The sequence below is a fragment of the Hydrogenophaga bisanensis genome, from assembly GCF_042665135.1.
Taxonomy (GTDB): domain Bacteria; phylum Pseudomonadota; class Gammaproteobacteria; order Burkholderiales; family Burkholderiaceae_C; genus Hydrogenophaga; species Hydrogenophaga bisanensis.
On record NZ_JBHTBX010000007.1, the window covers coordinates 1 to 17,119 of the forward strand.

Genomic DNA, 17,119 nt, shown 5'->3' on the forward strand with positions numbered 1-17,119 from the left:
GTCGAGGAACTCGCGCTTGCGCGTGCGCTTGGTCTTGCGCTCGTATCCGCTCTCGCCCAGGCTCATTTGCTTCATGTCGGCAATGTCTCACATCACGCGGGTGGCGGCAGGGTTATGCAGACCTTCCCTAGGCTTTGACTGCGTACCGCATCATCATTCCCGCCTCGGCATGTTCCAGCGTGTGGCAGTGAAAGACGTAGTCCTGGTCGCCGGTGTGCGGGTGCGAGAAGTCGATGGCGATCTTGACCGACTCGCCCGGCCAGACCTGCAGCGTGTCCACTACGCCCAGGTCCTGCGGCAGCAGACCGCGTGCCCCTGCCAGGGGACGGATCTGGTCCGGGCTGCCCAGGCGTTCGAGCACCCGGAACGAGAAGCCGTGCAAGTGCATGGGGTGCGGCATGCTGCGTTCGGCGTTCTCGATCAGCCAGGTCTCACGCGCACCACGCTGCACTGTCAGCGGCACGGCAGCGTGGTCGAACACGCCACCGTTGATCGTCCAGTGGCCTTTGCCGTCGTGGCCCAGTTGCATGCGGCGCGGGGTGCCCGCCAGTTCCACTGGTGCGGCTAGGCTGGACAGCCGGGTCGGCATGCGCCGGTCATAGAGCGCTTCGGTTGCCGTCAGGTCGATACGCATCAGCGCCCGCGCGTCGCCTTCCATCGCCATGGCGGCGGGCGCGGCGGCACCGAGGGCCGCGCCGTGCTGGCTGTGGTCCATCGCAGCCATATCGTGTCCACCCTCCTGGTGCATCGGATCGAAGGGCAGCGAGGCCAGGGTCACCGGCCGACCGCCTTCGGCTTCCCGGAAATCCACCAGCACATCCAGCCGCTGACCGGGCGAAAGGAAGGTCTGATCGATACGCACGGGCTGGGCCAGCAATCCCCCGTCCGAGCCCGCCAGGTAGAAGCCCAGGGCCCGGCCTTGTTGCAGGAACGCCAGCCGGTAGCTGCGCGCGTTGCTCCCGTTGAGCAGCCGGAAACGCACGATGCGGCGACCCGCCTTGAGCACCGGACGCTCGGTCAGGTTGACCATCATCCTGCTGCCCACCCAGCCACCAAAAGACTGGGCGGCGCTGGGCGCGTACTGGAGGCGTCCCTGTGCATCGAATTCCTTGTCCTGCAGCACCAGCGGGATCTCGGATTCACCCAGAGCCAGTGCCAGTTCCTTGCGCAGGGTGGCTTCGTCTTCGTCTTCGACGAAGAGCAAGCTGGCCAACCCGTGGTAGGCCTGCCGGGGAATGAAGCCGTGCGCATGGGGGTGGTACCAGTACATCGAGGACCGGTCCTGCACGGTGAAGGCGTAGTCCATCTGCTGGCCCGGCGCCACCACGTGGAGCCCGTTGCCGTCGTTGCGCGAATCCACGCTCAGGCCGTGCCAGTGGATGACGGTGGGCTGATCGATGCGGTTGATCAGCTTGACCCGCATCTGATCGCCCTGTCGGGCCAGCAGCGCCGGGTTGAGGAATTTCTTGCCGCCCGACTCCACGGCATAGGCCAGGACGGGGGTGCGCTGCCCCGGCAGCACCTCGATCTCGCTGCGGACCACATGGACTTCCTTGAAGTCCGTCACGGGCAGCACCCCGAAGAGGCCACTGGTGCCCGGCAGGCGCAAGGGGTTGAAAAAGCCCGTCGCCTGCGCTTCAAGGCGCAGGACCTCGTCGGTAGAAAGGCCTGACGGCGTGGCTGAGGCGGCCCAGGCACCCGGGTAGGCGGCTGCGGCCCCCATTGCGCCCATGCTGCCCAGAAACTGTCGCCGTGAAAACATCGACATCACACAATCTCCTGAACTGGATACGAAAACAAGAACAGCGTCAGAACGTCGGCGCGCTCACTGGGCGCCGGGTTTGGCGGGCGACGGCGGCATGCGCTGCATCATCATTTCCATCATGTTCTGCATCATGTCCATGCGCATCTCCATCATTTGATGGCGCTGGGTCAGGTCTGGCGTGGCCACTCCCGGGGTACCCATCCCCTGCATGCCGGCCATGCCGCCCATGGGCTTCATGCCTTTCATCATGTCCATGCCTTCTTGCATGGCCTTCATGTGCTCGGCCATCAGGGCCTCGCGTTCGGCCGGTGTCTTGGCGGCCGCCATCTTGGCGCGCAGCGACTGCATCGTGGCCATGTGCTCTTGCATGTGCTGCTGCATCTGCGGCATCGACGACATGCCCATGGGCATGCCTGCCTGGGGTGTGGCCGGCTGGGTCGCGGTGCTGGCCGCCGGGGTGGACGGGTGGTGCTGGGTGTGGTCGGCGGTTTGCTGCGCTGCGGCGGAGAACGCCGCACCGGCGACAGCCACGGACAGTAGGGCTCGGATCAAGGCGGACATGACGATTTCCTTTCGTGACAGAACGCATGGCGAAATGCCATGGGGTCACTGTAGGGATCGACCCGGGTCGGCAAGATGACCCGGAGATGACAAAAAAGTCAGGTTCAGCGCGGCGACTGCTGCTGGGCCTGCCGGTTGATGTCGTCGTGGTGGCGTCGGGTCTCTGGCGCCCATTGCGACTTGATCCAGGACAGCACGGCCACGATGTCGGCATCGCTGAGCGAATCGCCAAAGGCGGGCATGTTGGTGGCGTAGTCGGGCAAGCCGACGGCCTTCGCCACCCCTTCCTTGGTGATGCGAATCAGCACATCGTCCGGGTGGTGCCAGGTGTGGCCGCTTGAATCGTGGGGAGGTGCAGGCATTCGCCCATCGGCGCCTCTTTCGCGCCAGTTGGCTTGCCCCTCCAGATGGACACCGTGGCAGCTTGCACAGCGGGTCTGATAAATCAGCGCCCCCTGTTTGAGCATCGCAGCGTCATCCGTGCGAAGCATCCCGACAGGAACTGGCCGGAAGAGGTCCGCAGATTGCCACCAGAAAAAGGCTGCGGAAGCCCCGGCGAGTGCCAGAACGACCGCAGCTGAACGGAGGAAACCTGTGCGCTGAAGAATCACTTCGCTGGCTGGATGTCGGTCACCGTCATCTGACCGTTCTCGTTCGTTGCCATGAACTGGATCCTGGCGCCGACGCTGGTCTTGTCCAGCAAGGCCTTGTCCTTGGCTACGAAGACCATGGTCATGCCGGGCATGTCCATGTGCTTGATGTCACCGTGCTTGATGGTGATCTTGCCGGCGTCCTTGTCGATCTTGCGCACCTCACCGTCGGTCATGCCGGGAGCTGCAGCCAAGCCCATCTTGGCGTGGTCCATGTTCATCTGGGCAAACACGGGGTTGATGGCGAAGGCGGTGAAGGCCAGTGCGCCCGCACTCAAAATTGCTCGCAGCTTCATCGTAAAGTCCTTTCGTTGAGTTGAGATCGCGAGAAAAAAGCTCAATTGGCCGCCACATTGACCTGGCCTTTCATGCCGGCCTCGTAGTGGCCCACATGCAGACAGGCGAAGTTCACCACGCCGGGCTTGGTGAAGCGCCAGATCACTTCACCCTGTTTGCCAGGCTTGAGCGAGATCTTGTTGGGTTCTTCGTGCTCCATGGTCGGGAACTTCTTCATGACTTCGTAGTGCTCCTTGAGTTCCTTTTCCGTGCCGAGGCTGAACTCGTGCGGCACCTTGCCGGAGTTCTTGATGACAAAACGGATGGTCTCACCCTTCTTCACCGACACGTTCGACGGTGTGAAGCGCATGCTGTCTGCAGCGTCCACCTCGATCGTGCGCGTGACCTTGGCTGCAACGCCCGGTTCGCCGATAGGAGACTCTTCGTGGTGGCCACCGCCGTGGGTGCCACCAGCGAAAGCAGCCGATGCGGCCAATGCTGCAGCAGCGAAAACAAAGCCAGCGCGAGAAGCGAAGTTGAACTTGAGGGATATCATGGTTGTCCTTGGGGTTTTGGTTGGGGAAACGGTTGAGGAAAAACAGTGGTGAGGCATGCAAAGGCCCATTTCAGTGGGACATGCCCTTGGCGGTGGGTTTGATCGCGGTGGCGGCAGCCGGTGTCGTGTCAGCGCTGGCCGCGGGGCGCGGCGTTGGGGGAAGTGCGCCGTTCCATTCGTAGGCCACGGTGCCCTCCGGGAACTTGTACGGCCCCGGGTCTTTGTAGTCACCTGGCTTCTGGTCCTTGCGCACCTTGAAGACCGTGAACATGCCGCCCATTTCCAGCGGGCCGAACTGGCCGGTGCCGGTCATCATGGGCGCTGTGTTGTCGGGAATCGGCATCTGCATTTCGCCCATGTCGGCCATGCCGCGTTCACCCATGAGCATGTAGTCGGGCGCGACCTTCTGGATCTTCTTGACCAGACCCCGGTGGTCCACGCCGATGATGGTCGGCACATCGTGGCCCATGGCGTTCATGGTGTGGTGGCTCTTGTGGCAGTGCATGGCCCAGTCGCCTTCTTCGTCGGCGATCAGCTCGATCTGGCGCATCTGCCCCACGGCCACGTCGGTGGTGACTTCGTACCAGCGGGTGCTGGGTGGGGTCGGTCCGCCGTCGGTGCCTGTGACCAGGAACTCGTGGCCGTGCAGGTGGATCGGGTGGTTGGTCATGGTGAGGTTGCCCACCCGGATACGCACGCGGTCGTTCAGGCGCACGTTGAGCGTGTCGATGGCCGGGAAAACCCGGCTGTTCCAGCACCAGATGTTGAAGTCGGTCATGGTGTTGACCTTGGGTGTCTTGCTGCCGGGCTCCACGTCAAAGGCGTTGAGCAGGAAGCAGAAATCGCGGTCCACCTCGCTGATGTGCGGGTGTTTGGCCTTGGGGTGGGTCACCCACATGCCCATCATGCCCATGGCCATCTGCACCATCTCGTCGGCGTGCGGGTGGTACATGAAGGTGCCAGGGCGCCGAGCCTCGAACTCGTAGACATAAGTCTTGCCCACTGGAATGGCGCGCTGATTCAACCCGCCCACGCCGTCCATGCCGCTGGGCAGGCGCTGGCCGTGCCAGTGGATGGTGGTGTGCTCGGGCAGCTTGTTGGTCACGAAGATGCGCACGCGGTCGCCCTCCACCACCTCGATGGTCGGGCCTGGGCTCTGACCGTTGTAGCCCCACATGTTGACCTTGAAGCCCGGCGAGACCTCGCGCACCACGGGCTCGGCCACCAGGTGGAATTCCTTGACGCCTTTGTTCATACGCCAGGGCAGCGTCCAGCCGTTGAGCGTGACCACCGGGTTGTAGGGTCGGCCAGTCTGTGGCACCAGCGGCGGCGCGGTGTCGACCGAAGTCTGGATGACCGGCTCGGGCAAGCCAGCCAAAGCAGAGCGGGCCACGGCCAGGCCGGCCACGGAGGCAGCGGCGCCGGCGAAGAACTGTCGTCTGGAGTTGGTAGGGGTGTTGGTCATGTGGTGTGTCCTTTCAATGCGCTGCTGCTGCCGGAGCCTCGCCACCGGCGCCGCCAAGATTCACAAAACTTTCGGGCTCTCCGCCCTGCAAGACCCACTGCAGATCGGCCTCGGCCAGCCAGAAGTCGCGCTGTGCACCGATTGCATCCACCGTGGCCTGAGACTGGTTGCGCACCTCGTCCAGCAGGTCCCAGACGCTCTTGAGCATGCCGTTGTAGTGCAGCACAGTCTCTTCGGTGATGAACTCACGGGTCTTCAGGATGTCGCCCTGGCTGTCCTGCGCCAAGGCGTGGGCGGCCCAATAGACGTTCATGGCTGACTTCGATAGCGCACGGTTACGCAGGCTTTCTGCATCTGGCAACTGGTTGCGAACAGCATCACCGCGCTTTTGCAGGTCCGCTGCCGCCATGGGTTGCGCCGGGATGGCAGGCAACTGGTCTGGCAACACAAAGCCATCCTGAAGACCCGTTTGCCCCATCGTCTTGACCAGATTGGCCTGCGCCTGGGCGGCGGCTTGCTGCGCTCGCCTCAGATTCATGCGTGCGTTGGAGGCAGCCAGTTGTACGGGAGACAGTTGCAGCTTGCTCCAGTTGCCCACCGTCACCATGCGCTGCCCCAGTTCGTAGGCAGCCTGAGCCGCCTCCAGCATGTCGCGCTGGTGCTTCAGGACCTGCTGGGCGGCCACAGCGTCAATCCAGGCTTTGCGCCCCGCCGCAGCCACCTCCAGCACCTCGCCCGCATCCTCGACGCGGCGCTGCAGGCTGGGATCGAGTTCCGTCCAGCGGCCTTGCGCAATCAGCTGTTCATTCTGGGGACCCAGTTTCGACAGAGGGCGAGCCAGTTCGCGATGGACCGTCCAAGCCATGCGAACCGCCGCCTCTGCGGTGGGGATGGCCATACCCGAGGAAATACCTGGGGTCGTGGTGGAAGCACTGGTGTTGGACTGCTCCCACTTGAGCACATCGGCATGGCCGCGCTTGAACGCTCCCACCGCGTCATTGGCACGGCGCCAGTCGGCCTCCTGCGTCGGGCTGGCCGTCTGCGCAGCCAGCGCGAATGGGACGACCAACAGGCCTGCCACCAGCAGCTGGCTTGTGGCTCGATAACTGAACAAAGGTTTCACTGCAATCGCTCCTTTTGATGTGGATCAAGTGGTGCGGATTCTGGCGAGGCGAGTTCGTCACTTCCCTGTCGGTCAGATTACAAAAATGTCAGCTTTTGTCGCGCCCGCCTCGATACGGGCAAACTCGAGGTCAGGAGAACGTGAACGTGAAAATTCTGATCGTGGAAGACGAACCCAAAGCGGGTGACTACCTCAGGCAAGGCCTGCGCGAGGCGGGCTTTGCCGTGGACCTCGTCACCAACGGCGTAGACGGACTTCACCACGGCCTGGAAGGGGATCACGATCTGGTGATCCTGGACGTCATGTTGCCGGGCATGGACGGGTGGCAGGTGCTCAAGAACCTGCGCAGCCAGGGGCGACAGATGCCCGTGCTGTTCCTCACAGCGCGCGATCAGGTCGAAGACCGCGTCAAGGGACTTGAGCTGGGGGCCGACGACTACCTGGTCAAGCCGTTTTCGTTTGCCGAGCTGCTGGCCAGGGTCCGGACGATCCTGCGGCGAGGCCGCTCAGGTCTGGAAGCCACCTCGATGAAAGTGGCCGATCTGGAGCTCGACCTGCTGCGCCGTCGCGTGACCCGATCCGGCAAACGCATCGATCTGACGGCCAAGGAATTCGGCCTGCTGGAATTGCTGATGCGCCGCCACGGCGAGGTGCTGCCGCGTTCCCTGATCGCATCCCAGGTGTGGGATGTGAATTTCGACAGCGACACCAATGTGATCGAGGTGGCCATGCGGCGTTTGCGGGCCAAGGTGGACGATGGATTCGAACCGCGCCTGATCCAGACCGTGCGCGGCATGGGCTACGTGCTCGAAGCACCCGAGGACGCCCACTGATGCTCGGCCGGCTGTCGCTGACGGCGCGCCTGACCGCGCTGTACACCCTGGTCTCGGCCTGCGTGCTCGTCGGACTGGGCCTGCTGGTCTCGATCGCGGTGGGTCGGCACTTTGTCGAACTCGACCGGGATTTCCTGAAGGACAAGATCGAACTGGTGCAGACCATCGTCGGCGAGGCCTCGTCATCGGAGATGCTGGCATCCCGGCTGGATGAGCTGCTGACCAGTCACCACGGCTTGTTCATCGAGCTGCACAACAGCGCCGGTCAGGTCTATGGCGAAGCGGGTTCGGTGTTCTCCCGCCTGCCACCGTCCATCGGTACAGATGAACAGGCCTTTGACTGGACGGCCGGCGATCACACGCTGCGCGGTCTGAGGGCGGCCATCCGTCCGCCCTCCACATGGACGGGTCAGGCCGCGGACGGCCAACCGCTTGAACTGCTGATCGCGCTGGACACGGCGCACCACACCCATTTCATGCAGTCGCTCAGGCAGACGCTGGCGCTCTACCTGATCGGCGCCATCCTGGCCAGCGGCTTGCTGGGCTGGTGGGCCGCCCGCCGGGGCCTGGCGCCGCTTCGAATCATGAAAGAGCGCGCCATGACGGTCACGGCCCACAAGCTGGACCAGCGCATGCCCGTGGACGCGGTGCCGGCGGAGTTCGCCGACCTGGCGCAGAGCCTGAACACCATGCTCGAACGCCTGCAGTCCGACTTTGCGCGGCTGCAGGAATTCTCCAGCGACCTGGCGCACGAGCTGCGCACCCCCATCAACAACCTGCTGACCCAGACACAGGTGTCACTGACCCAGAAACGGGATGCGAGCGCCTACCAGGACATCCTCGCGTCCAACGCCGAAGAGTTCCAGCGACTGGCCCGCATGGTGTCTGACATGCTGTTTCTGGCCAAGACGGAACACGGCATCGAACTGCCCAACCCGGAGGCGATCGCACTGGAGCAGGAAACGCGGGCGCTGTTCGACTTCTATGACGCGGTGGCCGACGAGAAACGCATTCGTCTTTCGCTTGCTGGGCAGGCGGTGATCATGGGTGACCGCCTGATGGTTCGGCGCGCCATTGGCAACCTGCTGTCCAACGCCTTGCGGCACTCGCCTGACGATGCCGACGTGACGGTGACGATCGAAAAGCAAGGCACCACCACCACCCTGTGTCTCACCAACACGGGGCCCACCATTTCCCCTGAGGTTCTGCCTCGGCTGTTCGACCGCTTCTTCCGGGTGGACAAGTCGCGCAGCCACCCGGACTCCGATGGCGCTGGCCTGGGCCTGTCGATCACCCAGGCGATCATGGCCGCCCATGGCGGCTCCGTGACAGCCAGTTCCAGCAACGGCATCACCACCTTCTGCCTCGTCTTTCCCGGCTCAGTTGCAGATTGACTGGTGCTTGGGATGACCGGTTACGTCGATCGCGACCTTTCAGTTGGCAAGTTCGGGTGACCGTACCCAGCCTTGAGCAGTCTTGCCATAGTCAACCACGACCGCGGCCTGGGTCTCCCATCGCTACGAGGCGTTCCGCCGGGTACTGCCGCATGAAGTCCATCGACTTTCCCGCCGGCGCCGTCAGCCACTCGTCGTATTGATCCTCACCCAGGATCACGACCATCCGCTTCTCATCCTGCGGCTTGTGGAACTGGTTGAACAGGCTGTGCTCATCGGCATTGATGGTCAGCATGGTGAAGCTCAGCACTTCGCTGCCGGTGGCTTTGCGGTTGCTGGTCCACAGGCCGGCAATACCCATGGGCTTGCCATCGGCCCGTTCGATCCTGGTGGGCACCGCCTTGCCCGATCGCCAGTCGGGTTCATAGACGGCTTCCGCTGGCACGATGCAATGCTGCCCATGGCGCCAGGCATCCCGGAAGCTTGGCTTCTCGGCCACGGTCTCTGACCGGGCGTTGTAGGTCCGCCGGCCAAAGCTCATTTCACCGGCCCAGTGCGGGATCATCCCGAATACCCCGGCCAAGGCCTCCCTGGGTGGCACCGCGTCGTCACCCACATCGGCATGGGGATGGCGCCGGATGAAGGGCGCCAGATAGGTGGGCCAGACCTGAGGACGGATACCCGCTGGCGCGTCCACACCGAAGTACAACCGTAGCCGATCGGGGTGGGTTACCGGGTCGTAGTTCGAGCACATGGCCCGATTGTGTCCAGGAATGCATCAGGCGATCAGGCCGGTGCTTTGCTCGGTCATTCCCGTGGATGAATGTCCGGGATTTATACTGGATACATGAACAGTATATGCATCAGCACAGAGCCTGAGCCAGCGGTGGCCACGCCGCTGGTGCTTCCCATGCCTCAGGCCCACCTCAAGGCCGGGTTTCCTTCTCCAGCCGAAGACTTTACGGTCAACCGCCTCGATCTGACCCAGATCCTGGTGTCTCACCCCCAGGCCACCTTCTTGATGCGGGTCTCAGGCACGTCGATGCAGGACGCCGGCATTGATGATGGTGACATGCTGGTGATCGACCGGGCGATCAAGCCCCGCCACGGCCATGTGGTGGTGGCCGTCGTGGATGGCGAGTACACCGTCAAGTACCTGCACCAGAGGGCCGGGCGTGTTCGCCTCAAGGCCGCCAACCCGACCTTTCCGGACATCATCCCCAAGGATGGTCAGACCATCGAGGTCTGGGGCGTGGTCTCTTCCTGCATCAAGCGCTTCATCACCTGAAGGCCAGGCAACTGCGAAATGAAGGTGCGGCCATGTATGCCCTGGTCGATGGCAACAATTTCTATGTCTCCTGCGAGCGGGTCTTCCGTCCCAGTCTGAACGGCCGGCCGGTGATCGTGCTGTCCAACAACGACGGCTGCGCCATTGCGCGTTCTAACGAAGCCAAAGACCTCGGCATTTGCATGGGAGCCCCTTGGTTCCAGATCCGCCACCTGGAGCAGCAAGCGGGACTGGTGGCCCTGTCGGCCAACTTCACCCTGTACGGTGACATGAGCGACCGGATGATGAGCCTGGCCGCCGGTCTGGGACCGACCCAGGAGATCTACAGCATCGACGAGAGCTTCATCGGGCTGAACGGCGTACGGGGAGATCTGGTTGCCCGGGGGCACAAGGTCAGGGACCGAATCCTGCAATGGATCGGTATCCCGACCTGCATCGGCATTGCTCCGACCAAGACAATGGCCAAGCTGGCGAACCACATCGCCAAGACAGCCGAGCGCAAGCCGGGCAGCTATCCGGCTGAACTGGCCCAGGTGTGCAACCTGGCTGCGTTGCCGGCACAGGACTTGGATGACGTCCTGCAGGCCACGGATGTGGGCGACGTGTGGGGTGTGGGGAGGCGAATCAGCAAGCAACTCAAGGAGCAAGGCATCCAGACCGTGCTGGACCTGGTCCGCATGGACCCGGCCACCATCCGCCGGGGCTGGAATGTGACGCTGGAGAAGACGGTCAAGGAGTTGCAGGGCCAACCCTGCGTGGATCTGGACGATGCTCCAGAGCCCAAACAGCAGATCGCCTGTACCCGGTCCTTCGGGCAGCCGGTGACCAAACTGGAGTCGCTGATCGAAGCCGTCAGCGAGTTCGCCAGCCGGGCGGGAGAGAAGCTGAGGAAGCAGAACAGTCTGGCAAGGGAGCTGTTGGTGTTCATGCACACCTCACCGCATCGGCAAGGGCCACAGCTCTCGCGCAGTGTGGTCGTACCGCTGCGCAGGCCTACGGATGACAGCCGCCTGCTCGCAGGCGCAGCAGCCGATGGCATGCGCCGGATGTACCTGGCGGGTTACCGATTCATCAAGGCCGGGGTCATCCTCGTGGATTTGCAGCCGGCCAGCGTCCAGCAGCAGGAGCTGGATCTGGAACCCGAGCAGGAGGCCGAGATGCCACGGGACCGCTCACGGCTGATGGTGGCCATGGACGTGATCAACCAGCGCTACGGCAAGGGGACAGTCCATGTGGGGTCCACCGGGCAGACAGTACCGGTGCGGGCATGGGGCATGAAGCAGGAGAGGCGCACGCCGCAGTACACGACGCGGCTGGAGGATGTGCCGGTGGTCAGGGCTTAGGAACGTCATGGCCTCCATTACCCTTGTGACGGGGTAGGGTCGACACAGCTTCAGCGCAAAAAGAGATGCCCAACGGTCACTGGATCTGCGACCTGTATCCATCTGCCCAAAGGTCACAAACCAAAACGGGTATCTTGTGACGGCACAGACCTCGTCACAAACCTCGACACAGAAACAAAAAACCCGCCTTTCGGCGGGTTCTAAGACAAGCTAAGTGCTTGATTTTGTTGGTTGCGGAGGCAAGATTTGAACTTGCGACCTTTGGGTTATGAGCCCAACGAGCTACCAGGCTGCTCCACTCCGCGTCAAGCCTTGAATTATATCATGCTTTTTCGCCGTCGGCTGCCGGGGCAGCTTCAGGTGCGCGGTCGACCAGTTCCACGAGGGCCATCGGGGCATTGTCGCCCACGCGGAAACCCATCTTCAGGATGCGGGTGTAGCCACCGGGACGGGCCTTGAAGCGCGGGCCCAGTTCGTCGAACAGCTTGACCACCACGTCGCGGTCGCGCAGGCGGTCAAACGCCAGACGGCGATTGGCGACGGTCGGCTCCTTGGCCAGGGTGATCATGGGCTCGACCACACGGCGCAGTTCCTTGGCCTTGGGCAGGGTGGTCTTGATGACTTCGTGCGTCAGCAGCGAGTTCATCATGTTGCGCAGCATCGCCAGGCGGTGCTCGCTGGTGCGGTTGAGTTTGCGCAGTCCGTGTCCGTGACGCATGGTAATTTCCTTTCAGTGTTTTGCTCCCAGCCGGATCAGGTACTGGGAGGGGTCGTCAGACGATTGACGGGGTCTTGGTGATCAGTGCTTGTCCAGACCAGCCGGCGGCCAGTTCTCGAGCTTCATGCCGAGCGTGAGACCACGCGAGGCCAGCACTTCCTTGATTTCGTTGAGCGACTTGCGACCCAGGTTCGGGGTCTTGAGCAGCTCGTTCTCGGTGCGCTGGATCAGGTCACCGATGTAGTAGATGTTCTCGGCCTTGAGGCAGTTGGCCGAACGCACCGTGAGTTCGAGCTCGTCGACCGGGCGCAGCAGGATCGGGTCGAACTGCTGCGAGCTGCGCTGCGGAGCGGCGTCGAAGTTGAGTTCAGCACCCTCGAGTTGCGCAAACACCGCGAGTTGCTCGACCAGGATCTTGGCGGAGGCACGAACGGCTTCCTCAGGACCGATGGAGCCGTTGGTCTCGATTTCGAGGACCAGCTTGTCCAGATCGGTGCGCTGCTCCACACGGGCGCTTTCGACCGTGTAGCTCACGCGCCGCACCGGCGAGAAGGAGGCGTCGAGCACGATGCGACCCAGCGAACGCGAGGCGTCGTCGTTGCGGCGCAGGTTGCCCGGCACATAGCCGCGACCCTTTTCCACCTTGATCTGCATGTCCAGCTTGGCACCCGCCGACAGCGTGGCAATCACATGGCCGGGGTTGACGATCTCGACGTCGTGAGGCGTCTGGATGTCAGCGGCGGTCACGATCCCTTCGCCATCCTTGCGCAGGCTCAGGGTCACCTCGTCACGGTTGTGGAGCTTGAACACCACGCCCTTGAGGTTCAGCAGCATGTTGACCACGTCCTCCTGGACGCCGTCAATGGAAGAGTACTCGTGCACGACGCCAGCAATCGTCACCTCGGTGGGCGCATGCCCGACCATCGACGAGAGCAGCACGCGACGCAGCGCGTTGCCCAGGGTGTGGCCGTAGCCGCGCTCGAACGGTTCCAGAGTAACCTTGGCACGGTTGGCCGAGAGGTGCTCGACGTTGATGGTTTTGGGCTTGAGCAGATTGTTCAGCATTCAGACTTCCTTCAGTTCCCTCGGCTCGTTACACCGATAAGGCAGACGGAGCATGGCCCGGAGGCGCCACCGGCGCGCACCGGGAACGAAATTAACGCGAGTACATTTCGACGATCAGCGATTCGTTGATGTCCGAACCGAATTCGTCGCGATCAGGGGTCTTCTTGAAGACGCCTTCAGCCTTGTCAGCAGACACTTCCACCCAGGCGGGGAAGCCGATCTGCTTGGCCAGTTCCAGGGCCTCGATCACGCGGGCCTGCTTCTTGGACTTCTCGCGCACGGCGATCACGTCGCCGGCCTTGACCGAGTACGAGGGGATGTTCACGGCATTGCCGTTCACCGTGATGGCCTTGTGGGAAACCATCTGGCGGGCTTCAGCGCGGGTGGAAGCAAAACCCATGCGGAACACGACGTTGTCCAGGCGCGATTCCAGCAGGAACAGCAGGTTGGCACCGGTGTTGCCACGGCGGCGGTCCGCTTCGGCGAAATAGCGGCGGAACTGGCGCTCGAGGACGCCGTACATGCGCTTGACCTTCTGCTTTTCACGCAGTTGCAGGCCGAAGTCGGAGGTACGCTGACCCGAGGTGCGGCCATGCTGTCCGGGCTTGGAGTCGAATTTGGCCTTGTCGCTGATCGAACGGCGGGCGCTCTTGAGCAGCAGGTCGGTGCCTTCACGGCGGGAGAGTTTGGCCTTGGGGCCGAGGTAACGTGCCACGTTGGTTTCCTTGAAATATCTGCCGCAACCGGTGCCCAACTGGACACCATCGCGGGAGCCGTCCGTTGACCGGCGGCGGTGGGCTTAGCAAAAATGCCACCGCAGCTTGACTGCGGTGGCGCTCAAAAAAGCTTTGAATTGTACCGCGCGCCGGTCAAACCCGGCAAGCGGACGCACGCATCAGATACGGCGACGCTTCTGCGGACGGCAACCGTTGTGCGGCACCGGCGTCACATCGGAGATGGACGTGATGCGGATACCGAGCGCGCCCAGGGCACGCACGGAAGACTCACGACCCGGGCCGGGACCCTTGATCTCGACGTCCAGGTTCTTGATGCCCTGTTCAATGGCGGCACGGCCGGCCACCTCGGAAGCCACCTGGGCCGCGAAAGGGGTCGACTTGCGCGAGCCCTTGAAGCCCTGACCACCGGAAGACGCCCACGACAGAGCGTTGCCCTGACGGTCGGTGATGGTGATGATGGTGTTGTTGAACGAGGCGTGCACGTGGGCAATGCCATCCGCAATGTTCTTGCGGACCTTCTTGCGAACACGGGCGGCGGCGCTGGATTGTTGCTTAGCCATGGAAATCCTTCAAACCGATTATTTCTTCAGCGACTGGGCTGCCTTGCGCGGTCCCTTGCGAGTGCGTGCATTGGTCTTGGTGCGCTGACCACGAACCGGCAGGCCACGGCGGTGACGGAAACCGCGGTAGCAGCCGATGTCCATCAGTCGCTTGATGTTCATCGTGGTTTCGCGACGCAGGTCACCTTCGATGGTGAACTGGCCGACCTGGTCACGCACCTTCTCGAGTTCAGCGTCGGTCAGATCCTTGATCTTCTTGCTGTAGTCGATGCCGCAGGCCTCGCAGATCTTGCGGGCGCGGGTGCGGCCGATGCCAAAGATCGCAGTCAGGCCGATCTCGGCGTGCTTGTGCGGCGGAATGTTGATACCTGCAATACGTGCCATGTTGGTCCTCTGAATTCCAATCAGCCTTGGCGCTGCTTGTGACGCGGGTCAGTGCAGATCACACGCACAACACCGTGACGCTTGATGATCTTGCAGTTGCGGCACATTTTCTTGACGGAAGCCGAAACTCTCATTGTCTTCTCCTAAATTTCCAGATTCGTACGACAGCTGACCTGTCACTTGGCGCGGAAAACGATCCGCGCACGCGTCAGGTCATAGGGCGTGAGCTCCACTTTGACCTTGTCACCAGGCAGGATGCGGATGTAGTGCATACGCATCTTGCCGGAAATGTGCCCCAGGACCACATGCCCGTTCTCGAGCTTGACCCTGAAGGTGGCATTGGGGAGGTTTTCAATCACCTCACCCTGCATCTCAATGACGTCGTCCTTGGCCATAACTCAGCCGCCGAGGGATGTTTTGAAGTTCGCCTTCTTCAGCAGCGACTCGTACTGCTGAGACATCATGTAATTTTGCACCTGGGCCATGAAGTCCATCGTCACCACCACGATGATCAGCAGCGAGGTGCCACCGAAATAGAAGGGGACGTTGTACTTGAGGATCAGGAACTCGGGCAGCAGACAGACTGCGGTGATGTAGATCGCACCGGCCATCGTCAGGCGCAGCAGGATCTTGTCGATGTAGCGCGCCGTCTGATCACCTGGGCGGATACCCGGGATGAAAGCGCCGCTCTTCTTCAGGTTGTCGGCAGTCTCGCGACTGTTGAACACGAGGGCCGTGTAGAAGAAGCAGAAGAAAACGATGGCGGCCGCGTACAGGGCAACGTAGATCGGCTGCCCCGGCGACAGGGCCGAAGCGATGTCCCTCAGCCAGCGGGTGGAGTCACCCGTGCTGACCCAGCTGACGATGGTGGTCGGCAGCAGGATGATGGACGAAGCGAAGATCGGCGGGATCACGCCAGCCATGTTCAGCTTGAGCGGCAGGTGCGACGATTGACCGCCGTACACCTTGTTGCCCACCTGACGGCGTGCGTAGTTCACCAGAATCTTGCGCTGACCGCGTTCGACATAGACCACAAACCAGGTCACCAGCACCACCAGAGCGATGATGAAGATGGACGCCAGGATGTTCATGGCACCGGTGCGGACCAGTTCCAGAAGACCGCCGATGGCGCTGGGCAAGCCCGCGGCGATACCGGCGAAGATCAGGATCGAGATGCCGTTGCCCAGCCCACGCTCGGTGATCTGCTCGCCCAGCCACATCAGGAACATGGTGCCGGCCACCAGGCTGACCACCGCCGTCAGGCGGAACGCCATGCCAGGATCGACCACCAGACCCGCCTGACCCTCCAGGGCCAGGGCAATGCCCATGGCCTGGAAGATCGCCAGACCCAGCGTGCCGTAGCGGGTGTAGGAGGTGATCTTGCGACGCCCGGCCTCGCCTTCCTTCTTGAGCTGTTCGAAGGCCGGAACCACGTAGGTCATCAGCTGCATGATGATCGATGCCGAGATGTACGGCATGATCCCCAGCGCGAACACCGTGAAGCGCGAGAGAGCGCCACCCGAGAACATGTTGAACAGGCTCAGGATGCCGCCCTGCTGCCCCCTGAAGAGCTGCTCGAGCTGGGCCGGGTCGATCCCCGGCACCGGGATGTGAGCCCCGATGCGGTAGACGACGAGCGCCAGCAGCAGGAAGACCAGACGGCGACGCAGGTCGCCGTACTTGCCTGTCTTGGCCAGAGTCGTGGATCCGGTTGCCACAGAGTGCCTTTGTCGTTTGCCCGGGATCAGGCGGCGACAGCGCCGCCGGCAGCCTCGATCGCAGCCTTGGCGCCAGCCGTGGCCGTGATGTCCTTGAGCGTGACGGCACGCGTGATTTCACCGGTCTTGATGACCTTCACGCGCTTGGCCAGCTGACCGACGAGACCGGCCTGCTTGAGCACCAGCACATCCACTTCAGTGACGTTCAGATCGTTCAGATCGGACAGCGTCACTTCGGCATTGAACTGAAGCTTGGCAGACTTGAAGCCGCGCTTGGGCAGACGGCGCTGCAGGGGCATCTGACCGCCCTCGAAGCCGACCTTGTGGTAACCACCAGAGCGGGACTTCTGACCCTTGTGACCGCGACCGGCGGTCTTGCCCAGGCCAGAGCCGATACCGCGACCAACGCGGCGCTTGGCGTGCTTGGCACCCGCTGCGGGTTGAATGGTATTGAGTTCCATGACTTATGAGTCCTCTTCAGGTGCTGTGCTTACAGCACCTTGACCAGGTAGCTGATCTTGTTGATCATGCCGCGCACGGCGGGCGTGTCCTGCAGCTCGCTCACGCTGTTGAGCTTGCGCAGGCCCAGGCCGCGAACCGTGTCACGGTGCGACTGCTTGCAACCGATGGGGCTGCGAACCAGCTGGATCTTGACGGTGTTTTGGGTGGTCATGATCGCTCCA

Annotated in this window: 22 protein-coding genes and 1 tRNA gene; 4 read left to right on the forward strand and 19 right to left on the reverse strand. The window is 62.6% G+C overall.

The genetic code is table 11. The annotated features are described in order from the left end of the window. Nucleotides 1-127: 127 nt before the first annotated feature. The 7 genes from ACFQNJ_RS11250 to ACFQNJ_RS11280 all read right to left on the reverse strand — a co-directional run bounded on the left by ACFQNJ_RS11250 (nucleotide 128) and on the right by ACFQNJ_RS11280 (nucleotide 6,396). Nucleotides 128-1,768, reverse strand: coding sequence for a multicopper oxidase family protein (locus ACFQNJ_RS11250; protein WP_382257229.1), 1,641 nt, complete (start codon nucleotides 1,766-1,768; stop codon nucleotides 128-130). A gap of 57 nt (nucleotides 1,769-1,825) precedes the next feature. Next, on the reverse strand, nucleotides 1,826-2,326 hold the full coding sequence (locus ACFQNJ_RS11255; protein ID WP_374522559.1) for a hypothetical protein: 501 nt from the start codon (nucleotides 2,324-2,326) through the stop codon (nucleotides 1,826-1,828). 104 nt (nucleotides 2,327-2,430) lie between these two features. Next, nucleotides 2,431-2,817 carry a c-type cytochrome gene (locus tag ACFQNJ_RS11260; protein ID WP_382257232.1) on the reverse strand — a complete coding sequence of 129 codons (387 nt, stop codon included), beginning with the start codon at nucleotides 2,815-2,817 and terminating at the stop codon, nucleotides 2,431-2,433. 116 nt (nucleotides 2,818-2,933) lie between these two features. Next, nucleotides 2,934-3,272 carry a copper-binding protein gene (locus ACFQNJ_RS11265; RefSeq protein ID WP_382257235.1) on the reverse strand — a complete coding sequence of 113 codons (339 nt, stop codon included), beginning with the start codon at nucleotides 3,270-3,272 and terminating at the stop codon, nucleotides 2,934-2,936. A 41-nt stretch (nucleotides 3,273-3,313) separates the two neighbouring features. Beyond that, nucleotides 3,314-3,808 carry a cupredoxin domain-containing protein gene (locus tag ACFQNJ_RS11270; RefSeq protein ID WP_382257238.1) on the reverse strand — a complete coding sequence of 165 codons (495 nt, stop codon included), beginning with the start codon at nucleotides 3,806-3,808 and terminating at the stop codon, nucleotides 3,314-3,316. A gap of 70 nt (nucleotides 3,809-3,878) precedes the next feature. Continuing rightward, on the reverse strand, nucleotides 3,879-5,273 hold the full coding sequence (locus ACFQNJ_RS11275; protein ID WP_382257241.1) for a multicopper oxidase family protein: 1,395 nt from the start codon (nucleotides 5,271-5,273) through the stop codon (nucleotides 3,879-3,881). Nucleotides 5,274-5,286: 13 nt separating this feature from the next. Continuing rightward, on the reverse strand, nucleotides 5,287-6,396 hold the full coding sequence (locus ACFQNJ_RS11280) for a TolC family protein (protein ID WP_382257244.1): 1,110 nt from the start codon (nucleotides 6,394-6,396) through the stop codon (nucleotides 5,287-5,289). A 146-nt stretch (nucleotides 6,397-6,542) separates the two neighbouring features. Here ACFQNJ_RS11280 and ACFQNJ_RS11285 point away from each other — a divergent pair, with 146 nt between their 5' ends. Together ACFQNJ_RS11285 and ACFQNJ_RS11290 are read left to right on the forward strand one after the other, a co-directional pair. Continuing rightward, the gene (locus ACFQNJ_RS11285; protein ID WP_105749752.1) at nucleotides 6,543-7,229 is read left to right on the forward strand and encodes a heavy metal response regulator transcription factor; all 687 of its coding nucleotides are present in this window, start codon (nucleotides 6,543-6,545) and stop codon (nucleotides 7,227-7,229) included. After that, complete coding sequence (locus ACFQNJ_RS11290; protein WP_382257247.1) at nucleotides 7,229-8,623, forward strand: heavy metal sensor histidine kinase; 1,395 nt, start codon at nucleotides 7,229-7,231, stop codon at nucleotides 8,621-8,623. The genes ACFQNJ_RS11285 and ACFQNJ_RS11290 overlap by 1 nt, the downstream gene beginning before the upstream one ends. Nucleotides 8,624-8,714: 91 nt before the next feature. Here ACFQNJ_RS11290 and ACFQNJ_RS11295 read toward each other — a convergent pair whose 3' ends face one another. Beyond that, complete coding sequence (locus ACFQNJ_RS11295) at nucleotides 8,715-9,377, reverse strand: SOS response-associated peptidase (protein WP_382257250.1); 663 nt, start codon at nucleotides 9,375-9,377, stop codon at nucleotides 8,715-8,717. Nucleotides 9,378-9,470: 93 nt separating this feature from the next. On the opposite strand from ACFQNJ_RS11295, the gene ACFQNJ_RS11300 reads away from it, so the two are divergent. Both ACFQNJ_RS11300 and ACFQNJ_RS11305 read left to right on the forward strand, forming a co-directional pair. Beyond that, a complete protein-coding gene (locus ACFQNJ_RS11300; RefSeq protein WP_382257253.1) occupies nucleotides 9,471-9,911 on the forward strand; it encodes a LexA family protein in 441 nt (146 codons plus the stop codon). A gap of 32 nt (nucleotides 9,912-9,943) precedes the next feature. Further along, the gene (locus tag ACFQNJ_RS11305) at nucleotides 9,944-11,254 is read left to right on the forward strand and encodes a Y-family DNA polymerase (protein ID WP_382257256.1); all 1,311 of its coding nucleotides are present in this window, start codon (nucleotides 9,944-9,946) and stop codon (nucleotides 11,252-11,254) included. Between the two features lie 228 nt (nucleotides 11,255-11,482). Here ACFQNJ_RS11305 and ACFQNJ_RS11310 read toward each other — a convergent pair. The 11 genes from ACFQNJ_RS11310 to rpmD form a co-directional block, all read right to left on the reverse strand. Next, nucleotides 11,483-11,559 (reverse strand) — tRNA-Met (locus ACFQNJ_RS11310). Between the two features lie 17 nt (nucleotides 11,560-11,576). After that, the gene (gene rplQ / locus ACFQNJ_RS11315) at nucleotides 11,577-11,972 is read right to left on the reverse strand and encodes a 50S ribosomal protein L17 (RefSeq protein WP_374643281.1); all 396 of its coding nucleotides are present in this window, start codon (nucleotides 11,970-11,972) and stop codon (nucleotides 11,577-11,579) included. A gap of 81 nt (nucleotides 11,973-12,053) precedes the next feature. Beyond that, nucleotides 12,054-13,037: a DNA-directed RNA polymerase subunit alpha gene (locus ACFQNJ_RS11320; RefSeq protein WP_382257259.1), complete on the reverse strand. Its 984-nt coding sequence runs from the start codon at nucleotides 13,035-13,037 to the stop codon at nucleotides 12,054-12,056. A 91-nt stretch (nucleotides 13,038-13,128) separates the two neighbouring features. Then, nucleotides 13,129-13,752 carry a 30S ribosomal protein S4 gene (gene rpsD, locus ACFQNJ_RS11325; protein WP_374643277.1) on the reverse strand — a complete coding sequence of 208 codons (624 nt, stop codon included), beginning with the start codon at nucleotides 13,750-13,752 and terminating at the stop codon, nucleotides 13,129-13,131. 180 nt (nucleotides 13,753-13,932) lie between these two features. Next, a complete protein-coding gene (gene rpsK, locus ACFQNJ_RS11330; RefSeq protein WP_105746626.1) occupies nucleotides 13,933-14,334 on the reverse strand; it encodes a 30S ribosomal protein S11 in 402 nt (133 codons plus the stop codon). 18 nt (nucleotides 14,335-14,352) lie between these two features. Beyond that, on the reverse strand, nucleotides 14,353-14,718 hold the full coding sequence (rpsM, locus tag ACFQNJ_RS11335; RefSeq protein ID WP_374643275.1) for a 30S ribosomal protein S13: 366 nt from the start codon (nucleotides 14,716-14,718) through the stop codon (nucleotides 14,353-14,355). Nucleotides 14,719-14,738: 20 nt separating this feature from the next. Next, nucleotides 14,739-14,852 carry a 50S ribosomal protein L36 gene (gene rpmJ / locus ACFQNJ_RS11340; protein WP_009514917.1) on the reverse strand — a complete coding sequence of 38 codons (114 nt, stop codon included), beginning with the start codon at nucleotides 14,850-14,852 and terminating at the stop codon, nucleotides 14,739-14,741. Between the two features lie 42 nt (nucleotides 14,853-14,894). Continuing rightward, complete coding sequence (infA, locus tag ACFQNJ_RS11345; RefSeq protein WP_043700245.1) at nucleotides 14,895-15,113, reverse strand: translation initiation factor IF-1; 219 nt, start codon at nucleotides 15,111-15,113, stop codon at nucleotides 14,895-14,897. Nucleotides 15,114-15,116: 3 nt separating this feature from the next. Then, nucleotides 15,117-16,436 (reverse strand): preprotein translocase subunit SecY, encoded by a 1,320-nt coding sequence (secY, locus tag ACFQNJ_RS11350; protein WP_382257265.1) that lies wholly within the window; start codon nucleotides 16,434-16,436, stop codon nucleotides 15,117-15,119. A gap of 26 nt (nucleotides 16,437-16,462) precedes the next feature. Next, complete coding sequence (rplO, locus tag ACFQNJ_RS11355; protein ID WP_382257268.1) at nucleotides 16,463-16,897, reverse strand: 50S ribosomal protein L15; 435 nt, start codon at nucleotides 16,895-16,897, stop codon at nucleotides 16,463-16,465. Nucleotides 16,898-16,926: 29 nt separating this feature from the next. Beyond that, the gene (gene rpmD, locus ACFQNJ_RS11360) at nucleotides 16,927-17,109 is read right to left on the reverse strand and encodes a 50S ribosomal protein L30 (RefSeq protein ID WP_374643268.1); all 183 of its coding nucleotides are present in this window, start codon (nucleotides 17,107-17,109) and stop codon (nucleotides 16,927-16,929) included. Nucleotides 17,110-17,119: the final 10 nt, after the last annotated feature.

Coding starts and splice junctions, on each gene's coding strand:
- ACFQNJ_RS11250 (WP_382257229.1), bottom strand. CDS start 1,768: ATGTCGATGTTTTCACGGCGACAGTTTCTGGGCAGCATGGGCGCAATG.
- ACFQNJ_RS11255 (WP_374522559.1), bottom strand. CDS start 2,326: ATGTCCGCCTTGATCCGAGCCCTACTGTCCGTGGCTGTCGCCGGTGCG.
- ACFQNJ_RS11260 (WP_382257232.1), bottom strand. CDS start 2,817: ATGCTTCGCACGGATGACGCTGCGATGCTCAAACAGGGGGCGCTGATT.
- ACFQNJ_RS11265 (WP_382257235.1), bottom strand. CDS start 3,272: ATGAAGCTGCGAGCAATTTTGAGTGCGGGCGCACTGGCCTTCACCGCC.
- ACFQNJ_RS11270 (WP_382257238.1), bottom strand. CDS start 3,808: ATGATATCCCTCAAGTTCAACTTCGCTTCTCGCGCTGGCTTTGTTTTC.
- ACFQNJ_RS11275 (WP_382257241.1), bottom strand. CDS start 5,273: ATGACCAACACCCCTACCAACTCCAGACGACAGTTCTTCGCCGGCGCC.
- ACFQNJ_RS11290 (WP_382257247.1), top strand. CDS start 7,229: ATGCTCGGCCGGCTGTCGCTGACGGCGCGCCTGACCGCGCTGTACACC.
- ACFQNJ_RS11295 (WP_382257250.1), bottom strand. CDS start 9,377: ATGTGCTCGAACTACGACCCGGTAACCCACCCCGATCGGCTACGGTTG.
- ACFQNJ_RS11300 (WP_382257253.1), top strand. CDS start 9,471: ATGAACAGTATATGCATCAGCACAGAGCCTGAGCCAGCGGTGGCCACG.
- ACFQNJ_RS11305 (WP_382257256.1), top strand. CDS start 9,944: ATGTATGCCCTGGTCGATGGCAACAATTTCTATGTCTCCTGCGAGCGG.
- rplQ (WP_374643281.1), bottom strand. CDS start 11,972: ATGCGTCACGGACACGGACTGCGCAAACTCAACCGCACCAGCGAGCAC.
- ACFQNJ_RS11320 (WP_382257259.1), bottom strand. CDS start 13,037: ATGCTGAACAATCTGCTCAAGCCCAAAACCATCAACGTCGAGCACCTC.
- rpsK (WP_105746626.1), bottom strand. CDS start 14,334: ATGGCTAAGCAACAATCCAGCGCCGCCGCCCGTGTTCGCAAGAAGGTC.
- rpsM (WP_374643275.1), bottom strand. CDS start 14,718: ATGGCACGTATTGCAGGTATCAACATTCCGCCGCACAAGCACGCCGAG.
- rpmJ (WP_009514917.1), bottom strand. CDS start 14,852: ATGAGAGTTTCGGCTTCCGTCAAGAAAATGTGCCGCAACTGCAAGATC.
- infA (WP_043700245.1), bottom strand. CDS start 15,113: ATGGCCAAGGACGACGTCATTGAGATGCAGGGTGAGGTGATTGAAAAC.
- rplO (WP_382257268.1), bottom strand. CDS start 16,897: ATGGAACTCAATACCATTCAACCCGCAGCGGGTGCCAAGCACGCCAAG.
- rpmD (WP_374643268.1), bottom strand. CDS start 17,109: ATGACCACCCAAAACACCGTCAAGATCCAGCTGGTTCGCAGCCCCATC.